Annotated in this window: 19 protein-coding genes and 1 CRISPR repeat array; of the genes, 4 read left to right on the forward strand and 15 right to left on the reverse strand. The window is 51.1% G+C overall.

The features are described 5' to 3' along the window. The first annotated feature begins 45 nt into the window (after positions 1 to 45). Positions 46 to 1,295: a CRISPR direct-repeat array (repeat unit 32 nt; unit sequence GTTTCAATCCACGCGCCCGCGGGGGGCGCGAC). Between the two features lie 237 nt (positions 1,296 to 1,532). From cas2 to GAP13_RS10430, 10 genes are all read right to left on the reverse strand, one after another. After that, positions 1,533 to 1,823 carry a CRISPR-associated endonuclease Cas2 gene (gene cas2 / locus GAP13_RS10385; protein WP_158908250.1) on the reverse strand — a complete coding sequence of 97 codons (291 nt, stop codon included), beginning with the start codon at positions 1,821 to 1,823 and terminating at the stop codon, positions 1,533 to 1,535. Between the two features lie 5 nt (positions 1,824 to 1,828). Continuing rightward, on the reverse strand, positions 1,829 to 2,860 hold the full coding sequence (gene cas1c / locus GAP13_RS10390) for a type I-C CRISPR-associated endonuclease Cas1c (protein ID WP_158908251.1): 1,032 nt from the start codon (positions 2,858 to 2,860) through the stop codon (positions 1,829 to 1,831). Further along, entirely contained in the window at positions 2,857 to 3,516 is a 660-nt protein-coding gene (gene cas4, locus GAP13_RS10395; RefSeq protein ID WP_158908252.1) for a CRISPR-associated protein Cas4, read from the reverse strand. The genes cas1c and cas4 overlap by 4 nt, the downstream gene beginning before the upstream one ends. Before the next feature lie 3 nt (positions 3,517 to 3,519). After that, a complete protein-coding gene (locus GAP13_RS10400) occupies positions 3,520 to 3,693 on the reverse strand; it encodes a hypothetical protein (protein WP_158908253.1) in 174 nt (57 codons plus the stop codon). 187 nt (positions 3,694 to 3,880) lie between these two features. Continuing rightward, on the reverse strand, positions 3,881 to 4,756 hold the full coding sequence (gene cas7c, locus GAP13_RS10405; RefSeq protein ID WP_158908254.1) for a type I-C CRISPR-associated protein Cas7/Csd2: 876 nt from the start codon (positions 4,754 to 4,756) through the stop codon (positions 3,881 to 3,883). A gap of 18 nt (positions 4,757 to 4,774) precedes the next feature. Beyond that, on the reverse strand, positions 4,775 to 6,505 hold the full coding sequence (gene cas8c / locus GAP13_RS10410; RefSeq protein WP_158908255.1) for a type I-C CRISPR-associated protein Cas8c/Csd1: 1,731 nt from the start codon (positions 6,503 to 6,505) through the stop codon (positions 4,775 to 4,777). Further along, positions 6,502 to 7,236, reverse strand: a complete 735-nt coding sequence (gene cas5c, locus GAP13_RS10415) for a type I-C CRISPR-associated protein Cas5c (protein ID WP_158908256.1) — start codon at positions 7,234 to 7,236, stop codon at positions 6,502 to 6,504. The genes cas8c and cas5c overlap by 4 nt, the downstream gene beginning before the upstream one ends. A 49-nt stretch (positions 7,237 to 7,285) precedes the next feature. Further along, on the reverse strand, positions 7,286 to 9,661 hold the full coding sequence (locus GAP13_RS10420; RefSeq protein ID WP_241864342.1) for a CRISPR-associated endonuclease Cas3'': 2,376 nt from the start codon (positions 9,659 to 9,661) through the stop codon (positions 7,286 to 7,288). A 48-nt stretch (positions 9,662 to 9,709) separates the two neighbouring features. After that, a complete protein-coding gene (locus tag GAP13_RS10425) occupies positions 9,710 to 10,657 on the reverse strand; it encodes a helix-turn-helix transcriptional regulator (protein WP_241864344.1) in 948 nt (315 codons plus the stop codon). A 133-nt stretch (positions 10,658 to 10,790) separates the two neighbouring features. Next, positions 10,791 to 12,923, reverse strand: a complete 2,133-nt coding sequence (locus GAP13_RS10430) for a cation:proton antiporter domain-containing protein (RefSeq protein ID WP_158908258.1) — start codon at positions 12,921 to 12,923, stop codon at positions 10,791 to 10,793. 183 nt (positions 12,924 to 13,106) lie between these two features. On the opposite strand from GAP13_RS10430, the gene GAP13_RS10435 reads away from it, so the two are divergent. Both GAP13_RS10435 and GAP13_RS10440 read left to right on the forward strand, forming a co-directional pair. Then, on the forward strand, positions 13,107 to 13,757 hold the full coding sequence (locus tag GAP13_RS10435; protein WP_158908259.1) for an RluA family pseudouridine synthase: 651 nt from the start codon (positions 13,107 to 13,109) through the stop codon (positions 13,755 to 13,757). A 46-nt stretch (positions 13,758 to 13,803) separates the two neighbouring features. Next, complete coding sequence (locus tag GAP13_RS10440; protein WP_158908260.1) at positions 13,804 to 14,310, forward strand: hypothetical protein; 507 nt, start codon at positions 13,804 to 13,806, stop codon at positions 14,308 to 14,310. On the opposite strand, the gene GAP13_RS10445 is transcribed toward GAP13_RS10440, so the two are convergent. Further along, the gene (locus tag GAP13_RS10445; RefSeq protein WP_158908261.1) at positions 14,285 to 15,076 is read right to left on the reverse strand and encodes a DUF72 domain-containing protein; all 792 of its coding nucleotides are present in this window, start codon (positions 15,074 to 15,076) and stop codon (positions 14,285 to 14,287) included. The two genes, GAP13_RS10440 and GAP13_RS10445, sit on opposite strands and share 26 nt — an antisense overlap. Before the next feature lie 61 nt (positions 15,077 to 15,137). Between GAP13_RS10445 and GAP13_RS10450 the strand changes: the two genes are divergently transcribed. Both GAP13_RS10450 and GAP13_RS10455 read left to right on the forward strand, forming a co-directional pair. Continuing rightward, positions 15,138 to 15,731: a YggT family protein gene (locus tag GAP13_RS10450; protein WP_158908262.1), complete on the forward strand. Its 594-nt coding sequence runs from the start codon at positions 15,138 to 15,140 to the stop codon at positions 15,729 to 15,731. 11 nt (positions 15,732 to 15,742) lie between these two features. Continuing rightward, positions 15,743 to 16,036 carry a YhbY family RNA-binding protein gene (locus GAP13_RS10455; protein ID WP_158908263.1) on the forward strand — a complete coding sequence of 98 codons (294 nt, stop codon included), beginning with the start codon at positions 15,743 to 15,745 and terminating at the stop codon, positions 16,034 to 16,036. A gap of 35 nt (positions 16,037 to 16,071) precedes the next feature. Here the strand turns inward: GAP13_RS10455 and GAP13_RS10460 are convergent, their stop codons facing one another. The 4 genes from GAP13_RS10460 to GAP13_RS10475 all read right to left on the reverse strand — a co-directional run bounded on the left by GAP13_RS10460 (position 16,072) and on the right by GAP13_RS10475 (position 21,665). Continuing rightward, positions 16,072 to 18,300, reverse strand: a complete 2,229-nt coding sequence (locus GAP13_RS10460; protein ID WP_158908264.1) for an MFS transporter — start codon at positions 18,298 to 18,300, stop codon at positions 16,072 to 16,074. Positions 18,301 to 18,401: 101 nt separating this feature from the next. Then, positions 18,402 to 19,766 (reverse strand): MATE family efflux transporter, encoded by a 1,365-nt coding sequence (locus tag GAP13_RS10465; protein ID WP_158908265.1) that lies wholly within the window; start codon positions 19,764 to 19,766, stop codon positions 18,402 to 18,404. Further along, positions 19,763 to 20,824 carry a nucleoside triphosphate pyrophosphohydrolase gene (gene mazG, locus GAP13_RS10470; protein WP_241864343.1) on the reverse strand — a complete coding sequence of 354 codons (1,062 nt, stop codon included), beginning with the start codon at positions 20,822 to 20,824 and terminating at the stop codon, positions 19,763 to 19,765. Before mazG ends, GAP13_RS10465 begins: the two co-directional genes overlap by 4 nt. Positions 20,825 to 20,858: 34 nt before the next feature. Next, positions 20,859 to 21,665, reverse strand: coding sequence for a response regulator transcription factor (locus GAP13_RS10475; protein WP_158908266.1), 807 nt, complete (start codon positions 21,663 to 21,665; stop codon positions 20,859 to 20,861). Positions 21,666 to 22,018 lie beyond the last annotated feature (353 nt).

Raw genomic sequence — 22,018 nt, forward strand, 5'->3', positions numbered from 1 at the left:
GGGGCGCGACTGCATATTCCTGAGACAGATCTTGCACTTTCTCACGTTTCAATCCACGCGCCCGCGGGGGGCGCGACCGAAAGCTTTTGCAAGCTTTTCTTGCGATTCGGTAAGTTTCAATCCACGCGCCCGCGGGGGGCGCGACGTAATCTTCGTCGCGCAATGTTTGGTGAGCGTAATGTTTCAATCCACGCGCCCGCGGGGGGCGCGACTAATATATTCGGCAGCCTTCTCATCTTTTTCATTTTGTTTCAATCCACGCGCCCGCGGGGGGCGCGACTCGACGGCATTTCGTTGCCGATCACGGTATAGGCGTTTCAATCCACGCGCCCGCGGGGGGCGCGACATATTTGATCTGGATCAAACATATCTCAATTTGCAGTTTCAATCCACGCGCCCGCGGGGGGCGCGACTCATTGAATGGCTCTTTTGGATAGTAATAACGCTCGTTTCAATCCACGCGCCCGCGGGGGGCGCGACAAGATGATTCGCAAGTTGCATGCTTGATAGTGACGTTTCAATCCACGCGCCCGCGGGGGGCGCGACCACATCCGTGTCGGTGATGAATGGATGACAATGAAGGTTTCAATCCACGCGCCCGCGGGGGGCGCGACGCGAAGCTCGAAGCGGTTGTCGTCATGCTTCGTGAGTTTCAATCCACGCGCCCGCGGGGGGCGCGACTAATAACCATGAGGCCCTGCGCGCGATGCAGAAATGTTTCAATCCACGCGCCCGCGGGGGGCGCGACCTGAAGAGCTTGCGAAGCTCGAAGCGGTCGTCGTCATGCTTCGTGAGTTTCAATCCACGCGCCCGCGGGGGGCGCGACGCGAAGCTCGAAGCGGTTGTCGTCATGCTTCGTGAGTTTCAATCCACGCGCCCGCGGGGGGCGCGACGCGAAGCTCGAAGCGGTCGTCGTCATGCTTCGTGAGTTTCAATCCACGCGCCCGCGGGGGGCGCGACGCTCAGCGCCGGTTTCAATTGGCTCACCATGCAAGTGGTTTCAATCCACGCGCCCGCGGGGGGCGCGACTGCATATTCCTGAGACAGATCTTGCACTTTCTCACGTTTCAATCCACGCGCCCGCGGGGGGCGCGACATGACTCGAGCCCTCTTGAGAATCCAATGGCGGATGTTTCAATCCACGCGCCCGCGGGGGGCGCGACCCAAATTTCATCAAGCGCGGAGGGATCTTCGGGGTTTCAATCCACGCGCCCGCGGGGGGCGCGACATAAAATGGCTTCCTATAACATCAAATATGATTAAGTTTCAATCCACGCGCCCGCGGGGGGCGCGACTGTATTGCTAATATATATTAATAATACAACAAAATACAATATCGCTATAGCGAAAGAGCCAGCATTTGCCGTTCCAGTAACCTATCATTCCTTCCCTTATTTGTCAAAGACATGCCAGCATAATGAATTGCAATATTTGCGAATGGCCCGGCATTTCATGTTTCGTCTGGGTTCGCGCAAGCGCGCTGCCCGGCTGCTTTGCTTAGACGCTTCAGTCGAGTCTAAGCCTTGATTGCCCTATACAATCAATGGATCATCCAAATCCAGGGAAGGCTTTGCCCCGATATGCTCGACCCGATGTTTCCAGTTCGATCCCAGATAATAATAGCGTAGGCTGTCATTTTCCTTGTCGATAATGTTTTCCAAATCTGCCCGCAGCTTTACCCATTGGGCCGGGTCGACTACACATTCAAAGACTGAGAATTGAACTCTCTGCCCATGATTGCTCAAGGTCCGTGCGACACGCCTGAGTCTGCGAGCCCCACCAGGATTCGTAACATTCACATCGTAGCTCACAAGAACCATCATGATTCTTATCTCCAGAAGAATGGGGGATACCCATCGATATCACCACGAATGAAACGGGCCATCAGGTTTGCCTGTATGAAAAAGAGCAGACCGATTGGCACGGTTTCCTCAATATAAGGATGATAAACTTCTTCCTGTTTTCTTTTCTGATACTCGACCAGGACTGTCTTCCTGGTTTCATCATCCATTGTTACCGCACCGTTCGCAGCTCGTGAAAATCCTTTAGGGTTCACTTGCCGGCGATTGATCAGAGAGAGCACAAGTCTGTCTGCTATGACAGGTCTGAATTCTTCCATGAGGTCGAGCGCAAGGCTTGGCCTTCCTGGTCGGTCCTTGTGAAGAAAACCAACTGCAGGGTCGAGGCCGACTGTTTCGAGCGCGGATCGTATATCATGGACAAGAAGGGTATAGATGAAAGAGAGCAAGGCATTGACCGGATCGAGAGGGGGGCGTCGATTTCTGTCATTGAACATGAAAGCATCTTTCTGGTCGACTATAAGCTGATTGAAGACCGCAAAGTATTCAGCCGCCGCCATCCCCTCGATTCCGCGGATTGCATCTGTATCCGAAGCGGAATCGATCTGTCCAATAAGCCTTTCGATCGAGGAGGAAGCCATTTTTATCGAATGAGTATCAATCTTTTCTCCATGATCTCTTGTTCCCCGATGCAAAATCAATCTGCAATTTGCACATTTTGCAGCAACAATATTGGCTGAAATGTTGCGGCACGATTCTTCGCTGTCTGCCATGCGGTACTGGTTCCTTCTCAAAAGGACATTACCGGTCGTAGGTCCGTTGACGGAAGCGAGAAAGTGGCCATATTCAGTGAGAAATGCAATACTCACGCTCCGTTCTGCACAGAAACCGAGCAGCGCAGGGGAGCATAGGACATTCCCGAAACAGACAATGCTGCTGATCATATGAATCGGCACCTGCAAAATCTTTTTCTGTTCCTGTTCGATGACGACGGTCTCGCCATCCCGATGCACATACGAGCCCTGTGTGGTTACATACAGCGTATTCAGCAGTTTTCTCATTTGTCGCACTCCGATTCTGTTGCCTTGAGCTGGGCCCGAATGAATCTGCTCACGCTTTTTGACTGGAGCCCCGTGCTGGATGGCATGCATTGCTCGACCAGGGAGCATGTCGTGCATTTTCTCTTTTCAAAGATTGCCAAAGGCGTTTCGCCTTTCAGGATGAGCTCGCGCGCCCTATCAGCCAGCTGAACAACTTTTTTTCTCAATGCCTGATCCAGCGCGATTCTGGTGCGTCTGTGATCCTGAAGATAATAGATCTGCCCTTCAGGAATCATGATATCGAGCATTTCCTCAAGACACATGGCCTGGGCACACAGCTGGACCTTGTCCTCTTCCTCTTCTTTGTTCTTGCCGCGCTTGAATTCCACAGGGAACGCTTCTGCTATCTTGCCTGAAGGCTCCAGATACAATTCAACCAAATCACATTTCCCAATAAGCCCTGATTTGAGCGACCTGACCGCCATACCGAATTCCTGGCGGTAGAGCCTTCTTTTTTCATGGTGTTCCTGGTGCACGCGTTCATGCAGTACTTTTCCTTCTGCGGTAAATAGATTTTCTGACCATATCCCCTCAATATGAATGAGCGCAAATTGCCGCTCGCAGAAAAGGAGGTGCTGGAGAGCTGAAATCGGAATCAGGTCAGCATCCTCGTTCAATTGTTATGCTCCTCCCAGCAGATTGCCAGACCATAATTGCTCAAGAAAGTCCTGCCATGGAAGTATATCGATGCCGTCCACCTTGCGCGCTCGTTCCTCCCTGCAGACCAGGATGAAGCGGCGCTGTGTGAATGCAGAGGGACGAACCAGAACTTGCTGATGGCAGGTAGTTTTCACATCTTGCTCCGCAATGGAAGATAATCAGCGCCAACTCTGTTGGCGTTTATCATAACAAACGCCAATAGAGTTGGCGGTCAATACAATGTTCTTCAAGTCTTTTAAGTCAGCTATATCATCTACGCCAGCCAACCAAATCCTCCTGCCAGCGATTTTTTAGAAATCGCCGGCAATGGATACTCAGTAATCAAACAGGGACAACAGTCTTGAAAGCTTTAATTTCATTTCCATCGAGCATGGTTTTGTAGTCAGAAAAATCACGAGCAGGAGCAGTTGAATCCGAAGCTCTTACTACCTCGATTCTTGCAAAAAGTTCATGGGCAGGCCTGTTTCCCAATTTCGAGTTGTGCTCGAAAATTATCAAGCGCTGGCTCGACATAAGGCCTCTTGCAGCTGATCGGTCATGTTCAAACATGTGCTCAAGCGCATCCCACAGCAGATTCAGGTCTTCTTCCGAAAAACCGGTCTGATCGGCAAGTGGTGCTGAGATGAATCCATGAACTCTATAAAGGCCATATGGAATAGTATATTTTCTTCCCATGGTCCGATTGTCGCCGCCTTGCTTCTTTGCCTCTTCTTCGGTGGCTACAGCCATTCTGGTGATACTGTGTTCTGAAGCAACAACAGGTTCTATAGAACGGGCAAAAGTAAGCTGTACGGGTCCTCTTACCTGGCCGCAATTAATGCCTGTTGACATCACTGCGCCGAAGGTTCTTACGTCAAAGAAATTCTTACACATCCAGTCGCGCGCAATGTCAACCTTATCGCCACCCTTGCGCTTGCCTTCGTCTGATGAAAGATCAATGCCTAGAGCGATATATGCCCTTTCATGCTGTTTATTGAGAATGGCTTTTTCCTTTACATAGATCTCATATGGCGGTTGTTCATTCTTGACAAGGCCGACATAGTTTCTGATCTTTCTCTTGAGACAGACATCGGTGACAATACCATGCCCAGATTCCGCATCGATCCGGGGCAGATTCCCTGCATCAGGATCGCCATTGGGGTTTCCATCTTTTACATCAAAGAAGAGAACGAAATCGTACCGCTTTTCCAGTGACATACTTATACCTCCTGTTTTTCAGTCTTTTTTAGTAAAGAAATCTTGGCGCTGATGGTAGTAACCAACAGCGAATCTGCCTTGTTCATGCAGGTCCAGGTGAGAAGGGAAATCATCGATTTTCCCAACAATCCCACCTATAAAACGTTCGAAATACACCACTCGGCCCTCATTGCCGAGTTTTGCCAAGTGATGATTCTTGAGCCTCATCAATGTTGGGAAAACGGTAACAGGGCTGCTGCATGCAGAGCCGTAATACCGTTCCCGGATCGTTGCATTGATTCCCGGATTTGCCTCCTCCTGAATTTTCTCGAGGACAGCAAACAAGCGACCAAGTTGGTAGCCAATTGATGGCTGTTCAATGTCGAGTGCCATGGTCAACTCCTTTTCTGTATTCTTGGAATAGTATCTGATATATCTATTCAGATACGCTTTTATTAGCGCCGCCCGTACCGGGGTGACCCGATCTTCAGCATCGCTTCGAATTCTTCTGATAGCTGACTGAAGCAAAGATTGTGGATATGGCGTGCCTGTAAGAATTGCGTACATGAATTGGTGTACTAGTGGCGGAGGAATATTATCGGTTTTGTCCTGCGGCACAATATTGGTGAGCACACGCCATAGCGAATAGTATCGCGGTTCGCTTTCGCGCTTTTCGACGTTGAAATCTTCGAAATGTTGAGCGATTTTGTCTTTGAAAGACGAAACAGTACCAGGCAGCCATAGTTGTATTGCCAGACGGCTTGCATTGGGAGAAAGCCCGAGGATATAGAACTTTTCATTTCCTGTATCATTCCTGTATCCGCCGCTCAAAGGAGATAGAAGCAAGGCACGAATGTTTTCAGTACCTACATCGGGATTGTCTTTCGGTGGTTCAGAAAAGAAGATGGAAAAATCATTTTCGAAATCTGTCTTTTCCGAAGACCAGAAAACGAATGTCGCGGCACTGCCAAGTACCAAGCGTTGACGGGACTCCTTTGAGAGCAGTGAATTCAGTGCGGTTGTATAGGCAAACATTGACATGTATCCAATCGGAGCATTGGTTCCCTGCTTCTTGTTGTAAGAGCAGAAAGGGGCCAGATTGAAGGATACTATATTTCCACCTGTGGTTTGTGCGCCTTGGACCCCTTTGATCGGATTGTGAAGCTCACAAATCTCGTCATTTTCGCCAGTGACAAGACATATTCCATTCGTTTCCCTGGAATGGAGCTTGGCGTTTACCGCTTGAATTGCTTCTTGTGATCTGCAGTAAAGATCCAGCTCATCTAGGAACCTGAAGGATATGTTTGCATTGGTTTTCAATATTTCGGGCCAGTGCGAATATTCAGAAAGATGTTCTTCTGTTGCATTTTCAAGAAATGATATGAGGGCTTTTCGTTTTGCTGTGTCGGGAAGATCATTTCGTATGCGATCAAGAAATGCTGCCCTTTGCTGAGGCAAGCGCTGTCGCTTTCGTTCCTTTTCCTTCTCAAACAATCCTTCCAAATCCTGAATTCCAAAGACATAGGCTGGTGTATCCCATAGCAGATTTGCCTTGATGCCTGATGTCTTCTTTTCCGCTTGAGGAACAAGGAATTTCTTGCCTCTGTTTTGCTGGCCTTCTCTAGTATCTTCAATCTGCACAAGGCTTCCAGTCTCATCTAGTACTAGCACAAAAGGGATTTCTTTCAATTCCCATCCAGGAGGGGCAATAGTGCTCTCTGGATCAGCAGCTTTTCTATCGTAGTATTCTTTCAATGCCTGGAGGATCATGATCGTACCTCCACAATATTCTCATCTGTCAACAAAACGCCATTTTCAAGCTTTGCCCTGAAAAACCTGGGGATCGGGTTTTCAGGATGGCCATAATCCATGTCATAGAGCATCCAGCCGAGATCCTGGTTCAATGACAAAGGAGGCTTCGCTAATTCAGGCTGTTCGACAAACATGAAGTTGCATGCAAATTCACGGGTACCGAGATATGGCCTATGGAAGCATTGTCCTTTTTTTGCCCTGCGCTCAAACATCGCTGCGTATTTTGCTTCATTTTCATCTTTTCGCTCATAGGTTGCCTTTTCTTCAATATCGGCCCAGATCTCTTGATTGACCGAATGATTTGTCTTTCTGGATTCTGGTGGAATGAATTCGAACCAAGCATGAATGCGATAACGTACATCACGAAGGAAATAGGAGGCTCTCTGTTGTCTATTGTCCTCAATGTAGAATCCCATTGGATCTCCATTGGCGCCTAAAAGCTGAGCCTTGGTGGGCGATGTGAATATGCAGCCTACTTCATTACGGCGTACAGAAACCCATTGAATAGGATTCATAACTTCGATTCTGGTGATATGCCACCTTATTGCCGGCTTCCAAAGAATGGCTTCAAAAATTGCTCGTGCAGCAGAGGGCGTCATGACATCATAGCTGACACGTTCGACTTTCATTTCCGGCCGGGTGAAGCATGCATAATCGCCCCAGACTTCAAGACAAAAACCTTTCACCATGACCTCCTTTCATCAATTATTCAGCCTGATGAAAAACCAAGGTAATTGCTTAACCAATGAACAATTGTGGATCGTTTGGCACATCGTCTGCCAGCAAGCCTACTTTTAGGCTGTATTCCAACATGCAGGATTCCCTGAGAACAAATATTCTCGGAAATATTTCTTCAATCGATTCTCTTGCTCGCATCCGCTCAAATTGATTGGCGTAAACATTTACCGTGTATCTCTGCAATTTTCTCAGAATTCTCGAGGAGGGTCCGATCTGTTTCAGTTCCCTGATCAAGCTAGCTCCTTTCTCATAAGGTATTAGTATTGTTTTCATGGCACTATCATCAATTATTCTGAATTTATCAGCTGCAGTTCTGAACATTATTCCCAAGGCAGGTGGCTGGGGATATAGAAGATCGCAAATGCCATATAAATCCAGGCTATTCAGTTTCCAGTAAAGTTCAGAGAAATAGGCTTTGAAAGCTTCATGGCTGATTGGATCAGATAAGCCTTGTTTGAGCAGAATTAGTGTTGTTTCCGATGCTTTGCGCAGAATTCCCTGCGGCGGAAGCCGAGGTGGAATGAAAAGAACAACCCTTCCCAGTTTTCCCGATGCATTGAGATATCCTTCTCTGTTGCACCTTCCTGCTGATTGTGCAATAGAATCAAGACCCGCAATTGCGCGGTATACTATCGGGAAATCGATATCAACCCCTGCTTCTATCAACTGGGTACTGATGACTCGGACTTGATCACCTCTTTTCAGTTTACCCTTGATTTCATTTATTACCTCACTGCGATGTTGGGCACACATTAGCGCTGACAGATGATAGGTGTCTTCCGGCATGAGTGCATGAAGTTCCCTGCAGCTCCTTCGATCAGAAACTATGCAAAGAACTTGCGGTTCTTTTTTGAGGGCATCTGCAAGTTTCTCCCATGAAAGAGGCGTGCTGAGATCCTCTGGTATTTTGACGGCAACTCTCCTCATTGCTGAAAAGATCGAAGGCACATCCTTGATTATTTCTCTCACTTTTCCATTACTAAGGCCAGGGAAAGAAGGGAAATCTTTCTGTTTCTCGAATACAGGCTGTGTTGCAGTGCAGAAGACTGCTGAAACACGAAATTTCGCTACCAATGCATCCAGTGTTTCAAGAATTGGCTTCAGATGCTCGGGTGGCACAAGTTGGGCTTCATCAAAAATGACGATGCTATTGGCAATGTTGTGCAGTTTCCTGCATCTGCCAGGTTTTGCTGCAAATAGTGATTCGAAAAATTGTACAGTTGTTGTAACGATAACTGGAGCTTCCCAGTTTTCTGCTGCAAGACGCGCCTTTCCAGTATCAACATCCTCTGCAATATTGCTATGATGTTCAATTATTGCATCGTTGCCAAGAGCCTTCCTGAATTCATTTGCATTCTGTTCTATTATGCTTGTATATGGAATAACATAAATCACTCGCTCTTTTTTATGTATGATTGCATGTTCCAGCGCGAATGCCATGCTTGAGAGTGTTTTCCCTCCACCAGTAGGCACCGTGAGCGAGAAGAATCCCGGTTCCCAGCTACCTGCTAGCCTGCATTGATCGAGTACATGCCGTCTTATTTGATTTACAGGGGTATCGCCTTTTGCCAGGCTGTCTCTGATTTTCTTTTTTATAAAATCATCAAATCGTGTTTTGATTTCGGACAGCGAAGGATATTTCCCCCGCGATGAGACCCGTTCCGGCTCCATATACGATTCTGTATCGAGATAATCAGCATCTACAAGGCAGGAAAACAGCATCCGAATCCACAATGACATGAGTATGCTTTGCTGTTCTTGCTGATTGAGTTTCCATGGAGGCGAGAGATGCTTCTTATCTGGCAATTCTCTAATTACTGAATCTTTATACCAACATTGAATATCTTCTGTTTTGGCATGTTCAAACCTGTTCAATAATGATGAATTATCGCCTTCAAGGTCAGGCAAACCTGCATGATGACCAGCTATGCAGTATGAAAGGATTCTACCAATTCCTTTGCCTAATACTTCTTCTGCATATTTTGCGCCAGAAGCTGAATGTTCAATCCTATTGGAGCCGTTTTTTAGATTTGCTTCATCTTCCCAGTAATCAGATTTGCGCCTCAGATAGAGTTGCCATTCATCTCTCGCTTTGCCTGCATCATGCAGAATCCCACAGCTTCTAGCCCATTCTGATGAATTGAAGCTTTCTGCAAATTTGGCTGCGCGGGTTGCAGTATTCTTGATGTGCTCTTGAAGAGAATGCGGTGCAGCCCAGCTCCCGTCTGGATTCTTTCTGACATGCGCAATCGCTTGCATGCAAGAAGTATCTTTTTCTGACATAGTTATTTCCTGATCATTTTCTCCTGTTTTTTGAGCGGGCGCAACTACCCAGTCTGCTTTCGATATCAATTTCGGCAGCTTTATGTACAGCACTCGCCGTCCTGGCCCTGAATGGCAAAATCAGAATCCTTTCTTGGCTTTTCAATCTCCTTTCCCCGCCATCTCTCTCATCCGCTCAATTTCCTCCTTCCACCTCTCCCTGAACTCTTGCGGCCCCAGGACTTCGCAATCAGCGCCGCAGCGGAGGGCGCGGCCTAATAGTTCGGTCCAGTCGTGGACGGGTAGGCTGAGGTCAACGGTGTATTCGTCTCCGGCGTTGTCGGGGATTGTGAGCACCTGGTCGGGGTGCCAGATCTGGTCGCGAATGGCGCGAGCTGCGCCGTTCCGGAATCGCAGCGTGGCGGTGCCGACAGGATCTCCCTTGAAAATACCGTATGAGGAAGAGAGGAAGCGTTCGATTTCGTCATCGCCGGGGAGGGGGAAGTGACTAGGTTCGGCTTCATAGGCTTCCTTGATTCGGGCGATTGCGAACACCCGCAATTTCCCGGAGAGTGAGTCGTAGGCGGCGCAGTACCATTTGCCCGCGTAGTTGATGAGCCTTAAGGGGACGATAGTGCGCTCGCTCTCTACATCATGCGCATCGCGATAAGTGATGCGAAGATTGTGCTGCTCGAGGAGGGAGCGGCATATGCGATAGCTGATGTCGTCCGAGATGGGTTGGAGGTCAGGCAGTTCATAGCGCACGTGCTCCGCGATCGAGGCATAGCGCGCGCCGATTTTTCTCTTGAGCTCGTCGATCAGTTCTTCCGACAAAACGGGGATATACGAGTAGCGGTCCAGAATCGCGCGGAAGAAGGCAAGGGCGAAGAGTGATTTTTCGCTTGCAAATTTGAGGCCGTCCCATGGTGCACTGTAGATATACTGGCGCTTGGGGGCTGACCATTCGACCGGGGCTCCGAGGCGGTAGCGCAGATATTCGATATCGCGCTTGGCCTGGCGCTCGCTCACCTCGAAGGTGCTGGAAACGGTTCTGACGTTGACGCCCCCGCGCTCCTGAATGGTTCGATCTATGAAGAAAATCCGTTCCATCTGGCTCACGGGGGCACCTCCGTCATCACTGTTTGTGATGATTTTACCACAACCGTAGCACAGGTGGAGGGACATATAGTGTCCCGCATTTAAAAAAGGGGTCAGACCCCTTTTTCTAACTTTTTAAGCCGGCCTACACTCCCAGTATCTTCGCGGCTTCCTCGCGGGTTTTGGCGTGCAAAAGCTGCTCTCTCACGATATCCGAGCCAAGGGTTGAGCCGAGGCTGGTGAGCACCTGCATGTGGGGCGCGGGGTCGCCTGCGGAGCTCGCGATGAGGGCGATTATGTGGGCAGGTGTGCCGTCGATTGTCTGGAAGTCGATGCCCTTTTTGTGAATGCCGATGGCAAGGACTGGCTTGTCGGTACCTTCGGTGCGCGCATGAGGAATTGCGATGCCGTGTTGCATGCCGGTGGACATGATTTTTTCGCGCTCGAGCACATCGGCGAGCACTTTGTTCTTGTCTTTCAGGTGATGGACGCGATCTAGAAGCTCGATCAGTTCCACGATGGCTTCTTCTTTGTTTGTGGCTTTCATGTCCACTTCGATGCACTGTGGGTCGAGGATTTTGCGGAAGGTGGGGTCTTTGCGGATTGTTTCCACATCGAGGGTTTTGCGCATGGATTCGGGGTCGTAGGTCTCCTTGAGCTTGTCGAGGTTGGCGTCGAGCTTGACCATTGTTTCGTAGACCATGATGCGGACAAAGGGCATATCTTCCGGCACTGCTTCGAGGATAAGCTTGCTGCCGTCGACTTTCAGCGAGAGCGAGACATCGCCTTTGCGGATGTGCGAAATGTCGTCGCTGATGCTCATGAGCTGGACATAGAAGCCTTCGCGCTGGAGGTCTTCGAGCAGGTATGATGACAAAAGCCCCGCAAGGTCGGCATTGGGCAATTCGACCACGAACTCTTCGGAGGTGGTTGTCTTGGCTTCCTTGCGTGTGCCGCGGCCCCCTTTGTCGAGAATTATATTGAGCAGAATCGGCGCGAGGATCGTGGTCAGGATGGTCATCAGGATCGAGGCTCCGAAAAAGCCCGGTTCGAGTATTTTTGCCGAGAGGCCGATGCCTGCAATGATGAGCGCGACCTCACCGCGCGGCACCATGCCGACGCCGATGCGCAGGGCTCCGATTTTATTGAACCCGAGGAATAGCGAGGGAAGTCCGCATCCCAGCACCTTCGCGAGTATCGCGACCAGCGTGAACAATAAACCGAAAATCAAGACCGATGGCTCGAGGATTTTGGAAATTTGCACCTGCATGCCCATCACGACAAAGAATATGGGCACGAACAGCTCGTACAGGACTTTTGTCTTGTCCTGGATGATGAATGAAAGCTCGGTTTTCGAGAGGCTCAGGCCCACAATGTAGGCACCGATAATCATCGAAAGCCCCTCCATCTCGAAGATGCCGGCAATGAAGAAGGCAAGCCCGAGCGCGAGAATATTGAAGTGCCCCTCGCCGCCGATTTTTTTCAGGAAGGCTGAAATCTGTTTTGAAAAAATGAGCCCGAGCGCGGTGAACGACAGCCACAGCCCGAAGGCTTTTGCGCTTATTCCGAGAATTGCTCCAGCGGATAGCCCGCCTGCTTTGCTTCCCTCGAGAACCGCCACGATGCCAAGCACAACTGCCAGGAAAATGATGCCGAGCACATCATCGAACACGGCGGCTGCAAGGATCGTAACGCCTTCCGGCGAGTCCATTTTTTTGCGGTCGGAGAGAATGCGCGCGGTAATGCCGACGCTCGTCGCCGTGCTCATGATACCGATAAAGAGGTTTACCGGCGCGAAAAGCGGCTGATGAGTAAAGAATGTCCCGAGCTCAGCGCCGAACAAGAACGAGAATACCACGCCGCCGATGCCGACCACGCTTCCAGCAAGCGAATATTTCATCAGCATGTCGAGGTCAGTCTCGAGCCCGCTTGAAAACAGCAAGATAATGGCTGCAATGTTCGAAAATGCCTGCAGCATGATGGAAATGGGCTCTCCACCCGAAACCGGGAAAAATCCCGCAGGGAAGCCCGGCAGGGGAATTGCTCCGAGCGCGAATGGGCCGATGAGAATGCCTGCAATAAGCTCGCCCAGCACGGAGGGGAGGGAAATAGCTTTTGCGGCGATGCCGCCAAGGCGGGCAGCAAAAATGATCACTGCGAGCTGAAAAACAAATTGCGTGATTTGTTCGGTTGGGGTGGATTGTTCGCTTTGGGCGAATACCGGGAGCGCGAGCGCAAACAGAGCCAAACCGGCGATGAGCAATCTTTTTCGGGACATAGCAGCCTCCATATATATTCTAATTTACTAATATTTTTTATTCAATAGCAACAAATGCGAAAAAAAGCATAAATTGACATGAAAAAGCATTGGGTGCGCCAAATGTGCCACCAGGGGTGGCGCCGCACGCTCCCCGCACATACCTTCTTCTTGCGCGCCTTCTTCTGCTATGATGAAGTATATATGCTCTCTATTTTATTTGAAGATGATGAGATCCTCGTGGTCGACAAACCTGCGGGGCTTCCCGCACAGCCCGGCGAGGGCGTGAAGGATGACGTAGTCGGTGTGTTGGAACGCCAGCTTGGCTACAAGCCGTTCCCGGTGCATCGTTTGGACAGGGACACCGCAGGCTGCATGATGCTTGCAAAAACCAAAGCGGCGGCCGCGCAATGGTCGCAGCTCATTGCAAGTAAAGATATTGTAAAGCGTTATTATGCGTGGGCCGCAGGCGAGCCGCAAAAGAAAAATGGCGTCATCGATGCCGCGCTCGATGGTCGCAAAGGGGCGCAAGAAGCGCGCACATTCTGGAGCCTCAAAGAAGCATGGAGGCTTGCCGATGCTCAGGCTGTTTCCCTTCTGGAACTCGAGCTGAAAACGGGGCGCATGCATCAGATTCGGCGGCACCTTGCGGCTATTGGGCTGCCGATTCTAGGGGACGACCGGCATGGGGACTTTGCGCTCAACAAGGCACTCAGGCGTTTTGGCATACGGCGGCTTATGCTCTGGGCGTACATGCTTATGTTGCCTGGGGGCACGATAGTGCGTGCGAGTCTGCCGCCTCATTTTGCCGCTTTCAAAGAAATGCTCGCGCGCAGCGGCGCGATTCAGCAGTAATTCAGCGCGATGGCGCAGCAATTGCAATAAAAAGGCCAGGGAATACATGAGAAAGCCATTTGAAATTGCCATGGGCGCGTGGTGGATTGTTCCGGATGGACGGACAATCGCGGTTCCTTCATTTCACGAAAGCTGGCTTGCATCGCATCCGGCGATTGCCAGCGGCTGCCTTCACACTGTGGATTTTGTACAGAAAAGCGGCTGGCTGTCGGTCACGCTCTACAGCGAGGGCATGATCGAAATCATAAGTCGGGATATTAGCGATGCTCGCCAGCGCGAAGCGATCCATCAGCTCTTCGAAATGAACAAGAGCTTGATCAAGAAAATTGTGGTCTTCCAGCCGTCGATCGAAGGGTGCCTTACCGCTGAAGGGCCGCTTGTCGCTAGTTGGGAGCGCTTTGTTGCGGAATTGGATGGCTTTCTGGCGCGAGCCTTGCCTGCTGCGCAGGTTTCATCTGAAGCTGAGCCGCTCGCAAAGGGCTTGCCTGCAGCAGAGGCCTTGCCTGCCGCGCGGGCCTCGTCCGAAGCTACGCCTGCTGCTCAGCAAGAATAGACTGCAAAAATGCCGCATTGGCCGGCGCATTGCCTCGCGCATGGTTATTGAACGCCACAAATACAGTCTTTGCCTGGCGGGACATAGCGCGGACAAGGCGCGCCCGATCCTTGAGCTCCTGATCTGAATATCGGTACTCATACCGGCTCGTCGCATCGCCCGACCACCAGAGGTCTGCATTGCGTCCGTGCAGGCGGTAGTAGCATATGTCGGAGGTGATGATGACAGATTCTGGCGGCAGTCCGGGCAGATCTGGCCTGTCGACGACCACGAGGGCAACGTTCCGCGCTTTGAGCGCGTCAAATACGCGCTCCTGATACCATGTGGCATTTCTGAACTCGACGACAAGCGGAAATTCAGCAAGGGTTGCAAGGAGATTTGCGAGGTATTTGCGGTTTTCGGGCGTATAGGAGAAGCGGTAGGGAAGCTGTACCAGCACGCAGCCGAGCCTTCCGGTCGAGGCAAGGGCGGACACTGCATTGCAGAATTCGGCAGCATGGGTTTGCCAGTGTTCGTCGACTTCGTGAGTGAGGCTTCGGTGCACTTTGAGAGAAATGCGAAAATCGCTGGGTGTGACAAGCGCCATCCGCTCGAGCTGGGCAGGGCTCGGAATGCGGTACCAGGTATGATCGAGCTCGACAAACGAGAAAACGAGCGAATAATAGCGGAGCATTTCATGCGCAGGCAGGTCCGCGGGGTAGAACTGTCCCTTCCATTCATCGTAGGAGAATCCGCATGTGCCAATGTGAACATTGCCGATGTGCATCAATATTTAGTATAGTAAGTATTGGTCTTGGAATAAAGAACAGATTTGCGGAGGGTTTTCCATGATATTTACGGCTCTTGCCCGCATTGTGAGCGTTGTGATTTCGGTGTATATGCTGCTGTGCGCGGTGCGCATTTTCTTTTCATGGGTGCCGTCCCTCGCGCAAACGAAATGGGGCAGCCTGATCGCGCGCCTGACGGATCCGTATCTTGAGCTGTTTCGCGCAATTCCGCTGTTCCGGACGCCGACAGTGGATTTCAGCCCGATTGTCGCGCTGGCGGTACTTTCGGTTATCAACAATCTGTTTGTCACGCTTTCGTATGCGGTGCGGATAACCGTGGGATTCATTCTCAGCCTTCTTCTCGATGCGGGCTGGTCGGCAATTTCGTTTTTGCTCGGCTTTTTCCTTGTCATCGCGCTGGTTCGGATCATCGGGTACATCGCAAAGCTCGCGACGCTGCATCCGCTGTGGCAGATTCTGGATGGCATTATCAATCCGCTCCTGTTCAGGGTAAATCGATTTATTTACCGCGGGCGAGCGGTGGATTACCTGCAGGGGCTTATTACGGGATTCGTGGTGGTGCTGCTAGCAAGGGCGATTGGCGGATGGGCTATCCGCATTCTGACATCGCTGCTGATGTCGCTGCCTTTTTAAGGGAAGAAAATATGCTCACATCGAAGCAAAGAAGTATGCTTACCGCGCTTGCCTCAAAGGATTGCGTGATGCAAGCGCTCGGCAAGAACGGCCTGACCGCTCAGTTTGTCGCTACGATCGATGGACTTCTGGCTCACCACGAGCTTGTAAAGATAAAATTTCTCGATTTTAAGGACGAAAAGCGCGGAATAGCCGAGGAACTGGCCGCTCGAACCAAGTCCGAGCTTGTCCGCGTTATCGGCCACAATGCCATTTTCTACCGCCAGAACCCCGACCCCGAAAAGCGCCGCATCAACCTTGCATAAGTCAAAAAATTTAAGAAAAGGGGTCAGACCCCTATTTAAAAATCGCGAAGGTTTTCGGTGTGCAGCGCGACATATGCGCACAGGAAGTTGAAGCCCGGATATTCCAGTTTCGGATCCAGAAGGGCGTCACTGAGTATGAGGAGCGAGCCAGTTATTCGTGTTGTATTCAGCAAAAGTCGCGCGAGCGGAATGGGATTTGGTTTTGCGGCAAAGAGCTCCTGTATGGCAGCCATCCAAGCTTCGAGCCGCTCCTTTTCCAGCGGCACATCGTGCGCATGCGCGGTAAGCTGTGCGACACCTGATTTGGCATCGTCGATAAATTCTGAATACAATAGATAAAATTCCTTGTCGATGCCCAGAATACCCGAAATTGCAAGCACAAGCTCATCGGATACATTGGCGGGCCTGTCTTCTGCCTTGAGGCACGATATGAGCGAAGGAATTGAATCGATCGAACCAAATAGCTCGAGCGCATACGCGCCTGATATGCGCACGCGCGGATTTTCGGTCGAGCGAATGACTTCTTCGATCTCGGGAATTGCCTGGCGGGCGCCAAGACGCGCAAGCGCAATCATTGCCATGCTCTGGAGCATATAGTCCGGTTCCTTGAGGGAGTCGATAAGCACCGGAATGGCGACATCCGAGCGCTGTTTGCCAAGAATTCGCGCAGCGACATACGCAGTCGAATACACATTGGTACGGACTTCGCGAATCAAAGCGCCAATTGTTTCGGCATCGAGCTCCGGAATTGACTCAAGCGCGAGCAATGCCTCGGAACGCACTTCGAATCGCGGCGAATGCAAGTACTCGACAAGCTCCTTTTGGGTCAGCTTCGATTCGGATTTTCCCAATTCCTGCAGAATGCGGACTTCTTCATGCGCACTCGCGCTCTGGTCGAGCCGGGTAAGCAGATCGAAGGCCCTCAACTCCCGCGGCGAGAACAGAACCGAAAGGGATTGACCAACCGATTTTGCACCCATGTGCGGCAAATTCCGCATGCTATAAATCACAAATACGAGGACAACGCTGATCAAGGCATAATAGAGCCTGAATGATCCAGCTTGTGACAGGCCCACATTCGAAAAAATTTCGAGCAAGCCCCCTCCAAGGAATGATCCCAGCGAGCCGCCAATGCCATACGCAAGATTGTAAATGACCGCCAGGTCGAGCATTTTTTCCTTTGGCACAAGGCCGAAGTAGTACACCTGCCCCGCATTTTCCTCTCCCGCGAAGCCGAAGGACGAAAGAAAATGCACCACCGACAGGAAAAGGCCAATTATAGCAGGCGCTCCCATCAGCGCTCCCGAACCCGGAATGAGCGCAATGGGCAGGAAAGAAATGAGCCCAATCATGCTGTAGATGATAAAGAGCGGTTTCGAGCCGAGCCTGTCGACGACGAGCCGCGTGATAAGGCCCATCGCAATCGAGCCAAGCCCCGCGACAATCGAGTAAACCATGATGGCATCATCGCCCTGGGCAAACACTTCCTTTGCATACACCGGAAGAAATGCTCTTCCCATGCCGGAGAGAAACGACAGCAGCATGAACGTAAAAATAAACGCGCGGAATTCAGGCTTGAGAAGCGCTTCTCTGGTGACATTCCACAGGGATTGTTCATTGTTGCTTGAAAAGGACTCGGGCTCCGGCACCTTGAACAAAAAGACGCAGCCAAGAAGGCCGCTAAGAATGCCAATGCCGATCGCTATGGCGTACGTCCAGAGCGATGCCTGCTGTCCCAGCAAAAAGGCGAGCACAATATTCGCAAAAATAGCTGCGACCGAGTTTACTACTGAAACATTGACCAGGTAGCGCCCCTGATCGCTGCGCGGCTTGTCGCCGCCTCCGGATGATAAAAGGCCAAGGACCGGATTGTTGCCGATCATGGCCACGCCCCTGGAAATATGGAAGCCCGCTGTTCCGATAATGAGCAGAAGTATCGCAAGCCCCATGTTGCCTTTTGAGGCGAGGACCGGCGCGAACAAAATGGGCAGCAGCATAATGTAGCGGATCACCCAGCCCCAGCCGAAAATTTTTATAATCGATGTGCGCCGGACGAGGCGTTTGCCCAGGGGCAACATGAAAAACGTGATGTACACAAGCGCATTCAGCAAGCCTATGATGCTGTTCTGCGCTCCCATCCGCAGCGCAAACAGAGTAATGATCGAGCCTGATACAAATACAAACGAAAATGAGTTGAAAAGGTTGAAAATATTGAATGTGCTGCGCGCTTTCGACAGCTTTTGCGATGAAAGTGGAACAGACATAGGCAAAATATACTCTATTGAGCGCTGCTGCGCCACATGGAAGCTAAGGAATCATGTGGCATTCGCGGTACGTCTTACACAAGGTTGAGAGCACTACTAAGCTACTCAATTTCTTCGGCGAGAGGCGGGCGGCGGACCAAAACCTTCGTCTTCCATTTGCCCGTCCGGTAATACCAAGTTGTGAACACAAACCCGACAAACCACCCTGCGGGTATCGACCACCAGATGCCATCGCTTCCCATGCCGAATACCTTCGTAAAGAGCAAGGCGCATGGAATTCTCACAATCCAGAGAGCCAGAAGCGAGCTGATCATCGGAATGAAAACATCGCCTGCGCCTCGCATGACGCCGTTGTTGATAAACATTGTCCCGAAAATGATATAGAAAAAACCCACAATCAAGAGATAGCGCGCGCCGATATCGATAACAGCGCCGTCGGTGGTGAAAATGCCGATAAGCCAATGCCCTGCGAGCGTGACCAACAAGGTGATGCTGAGCGAAATGACGATATTCATGATGATTGCGGCACGATGGCCTTTCTTGACGCGTTCTGTCTTGCCTGCGCCCATATTCTGGCCGGTAAAGGTCATAAGCGCCTGGCTCAGGTTCATGGCAGGCATGGATGCGAATGAATCGATGCGGGCTGCTGCGGTATAGGCCGCCATTGTCGCAGGCCCGAATTCGTTGACGATTCGGGTGAGCATCATCATGCCAAGCGAAACGAGCGTCTGCTGAATGCCGGTGGGCAGACCGATCTTTATCATGCTGCCGAATATTTCTTTATTCCATGAGAGCTTTTTAAGCTCGACTTTCATATGGGATTCTGTGCGGTTGAAGATGACCATCGCGGTAATAAAAGAGAACGCCTGCGAAATGAGCGTAGCCCAGGCTGCTCCCGCGACTCCCCAATGAAAGACAATGACAAAAACGAGGTCGAGCACAACATTCATGAGCGAAGCGGCAACGAGGAGATAGAGCGGGGTCTTGCTGTCGCCGACGCCTCGCAGCATTGCCGAGACGCCATTGTAGCCGAAGGTGATCAGCATGCCGCCAAGAATGATGCTCATGTAGGAGCGCGCTTCGGCATAAATCTCGGGCGGCACGGCAAGAATATTCAGGATGAAAGGGACAGAGAAAAACCCGAGCACGGACATAAAAATGCCTGCGCCAAAAAGAAATATGTAGCTTGTACTGATGGTGCTGGCGAGCCTCTCGCGGTCTCTGGCTCCGAAAAATTGGCTGATCAGCACCGAGGAGCCCATGGTAATGCCCATAATGAGCGCGACGAGGAGAAAAATGACCGGAAATGCGACGCCGACCGCTGCGAGGGCGTTCGTTCCGACAAAGCGGCCGACCACAAAGCTGTCGACCATATTGTAGAACTGCTGGAATACATTTCCGAGCAGCATGGGCAAGGCAAAAGTGATAAGTGTGGTCGCCTCGTCGCCTTTGGTGAGGTCTTTCATGGGCGGCTCCGGGGGATATCCAAGCGGCTGGCGGGCTGGGCGTGTTCGGTGGGCTGAGTGCCTCGGGCGCGCAGGCTATCTTCTGCGCGCCGCGCGTTGTCAGCACGCGCACCATCTTCTGCGCGCTTTGCCTCGTCCCAGAATGCGTCCATTTGTGTCATGTGCTCCGGCGTCATGGCAAGGTGGCTGGCTTTCATGCGGGCTTCGACATGGCGGAAGCGGCGCGAAAATTTCTCGTTCGAGCGGTGCAGGGCGATCATCGGGTCGACGCCATAGAGCCGCGCTGCATTGATGACCGTAAAAAGAAGGTCGCCGAATTCCTCTTCGAGTGCGTCCGGGTTTGCGATTGGCGCCTTCCGCACTGAGCTGGCCGCACCAGCGGACTCCATGCCCACGGCCGGCTCCGCGCCTGCGCTGTCAGCGCCTGCCGACTCCGCGTTGCCTGCCGCCGTCTTCAGCTCTTCCATCTCTTCTGCAAGCTTGAGCCATATATCTTCGCGCTTTTGCCAGTCGAAACCGGCCTTGGCTGCTTTTTTCTGAATTTTGTAGGCTTTTTCGAGAGGGGGGAGGTGGCGGTGCACTTCATCCAGGAGGGAGTCTTTTTTGCGGCGGCCTTCGATGCGCTCTTTGATGTCGTTCCATTGTTCGACCACTTGCTCGGGGCTGTCTACTGTGGAATCGCCAAATACATGCGGATGGCGTCGAATCAGTTTGCGCGCAGCTTCACGAAGTGCATCGGCGACATGATAGCGGCCTTCCTGCTGGCTCATGTAGCCAACCATGGTGGCAAGGAGGTAGAGGTCACCATTTTCTTCTTTGATATGTGCGCTGTCGTTTTCAGTGATTGCTTCGGCGAGCTCATATGCTTCTTCGATGATATTGCCGCGGATGCTCGTCGGCGTCTGGGCGAGATCCCAGGGGCAGCCATCGGGCGCGCGCAAGCGCGCAACGATAGTGAAGAACAGCTTGAATGCGGCAGCAGCCTGTTCGGCTTCGGGCAGAATCTGTTCGGACATTTGTCCTGCGAGCGTCTCCAAAGGAATGGTGTCGATTTCCATATCGTCCTCAAAGTTTGCAATTCAATAGTGTAATTTAGTCAATAATATCAAAATCTGCAAACTTTGACAGCAGCTCGGCTTTGTCGGTGACACTGAATTTGTGGTAGATGTGGGCAAATGTGTTGCGGACTGTGGATTCGCTCACATGATGATGAGCGGCTATTTCCTTGAAAGCAGCACCATGAAGGCATTCCTTGAGGTAATCAGTTTCCCTGTCGGTGAGATTCAATTCCTTGTAGTGTATCGTTTGACGGGGCCTTGCGATGCGTATCTGCCACTTGCCTTTGAAAACCGGCAGCAAATACAGGAAAAACAGGAAAATAAAAATGATGGGCATGGCGATCTCGACAAAAAATACACGGAGGGCAGTACCGACGAGGGCAATGCTGAGCGCGTAATATGCGAAGCACAAAAAGATTTTCGCGAGGCCGCCTGTTTTGAAATAATCGATGCGATACAGCTCTATGATAGCGATGATGAATGCGCACATGCTGTACATCGATGTGATGTGATCCGAAAGATGAAGGGGAAGAAAAGCCAAGAGGAGCACAGGCTCGAGCCAGACAAGCTCAGCAATAATCGACGCGAGGAGAAACCCAATTGCAAATAGACCGATGAGAAAGAGCATTTCCGGTGGATATCGGGGGATCGCAGCGGTATCCGGCAGCAAAATAACGATGATGCTATACAGCACGAGGAAAAGGCTTGCGACCGAAAAGAAGAAAAAGCCAGATTTCTGCAAGAGGTTCATAGTTGATGCGTCGATGGGGGTTGCATGTTTGTTTTCTTTTCGCATGGCGGCTGCTGTATGTTCGATGCTTTGTGAATAAGCCTGCTCCATACGATAACCCCAAAGAAAAATCGGTTTTTAGACGACTGTCTATGAATATAGACAGTCGTCGCATGCTATTATACGACAACGGCCTGGCAATCGGGAAGAGAAAAAAGAGCGTTTTTTCTGGCTTCTTGCATGTCGGAACCAAAAATATTCACAAAAAAGTAATCGCCCCGGGCTTAGCTCGGGGCGATTCAATTATGTTCGAACTGTTCTTATGCGCATTTTATGCGCGCGATCCTTATTTTTGAGTCAGCCGAGCGATAAGCCGCATGAGGAGCAGTCCAGCTGCAATGCCTATGAGATCTGCGCCAAAATCTTTCAGGTCGAAGTGGCGCGTTTTTGTCGCGAGCTGGCTG

The sequence above is a fragment of the Rectinema subterraneum genome (assembly GCA_009768935.1).
In the GTDB taxonomy this organism is placed as follows: domain Bacteria; phylum Spirochaetota; class Spirochaetia; order Treponematales; family Rectinemataceae; genus Rectinema; species Rectinema subterraneum.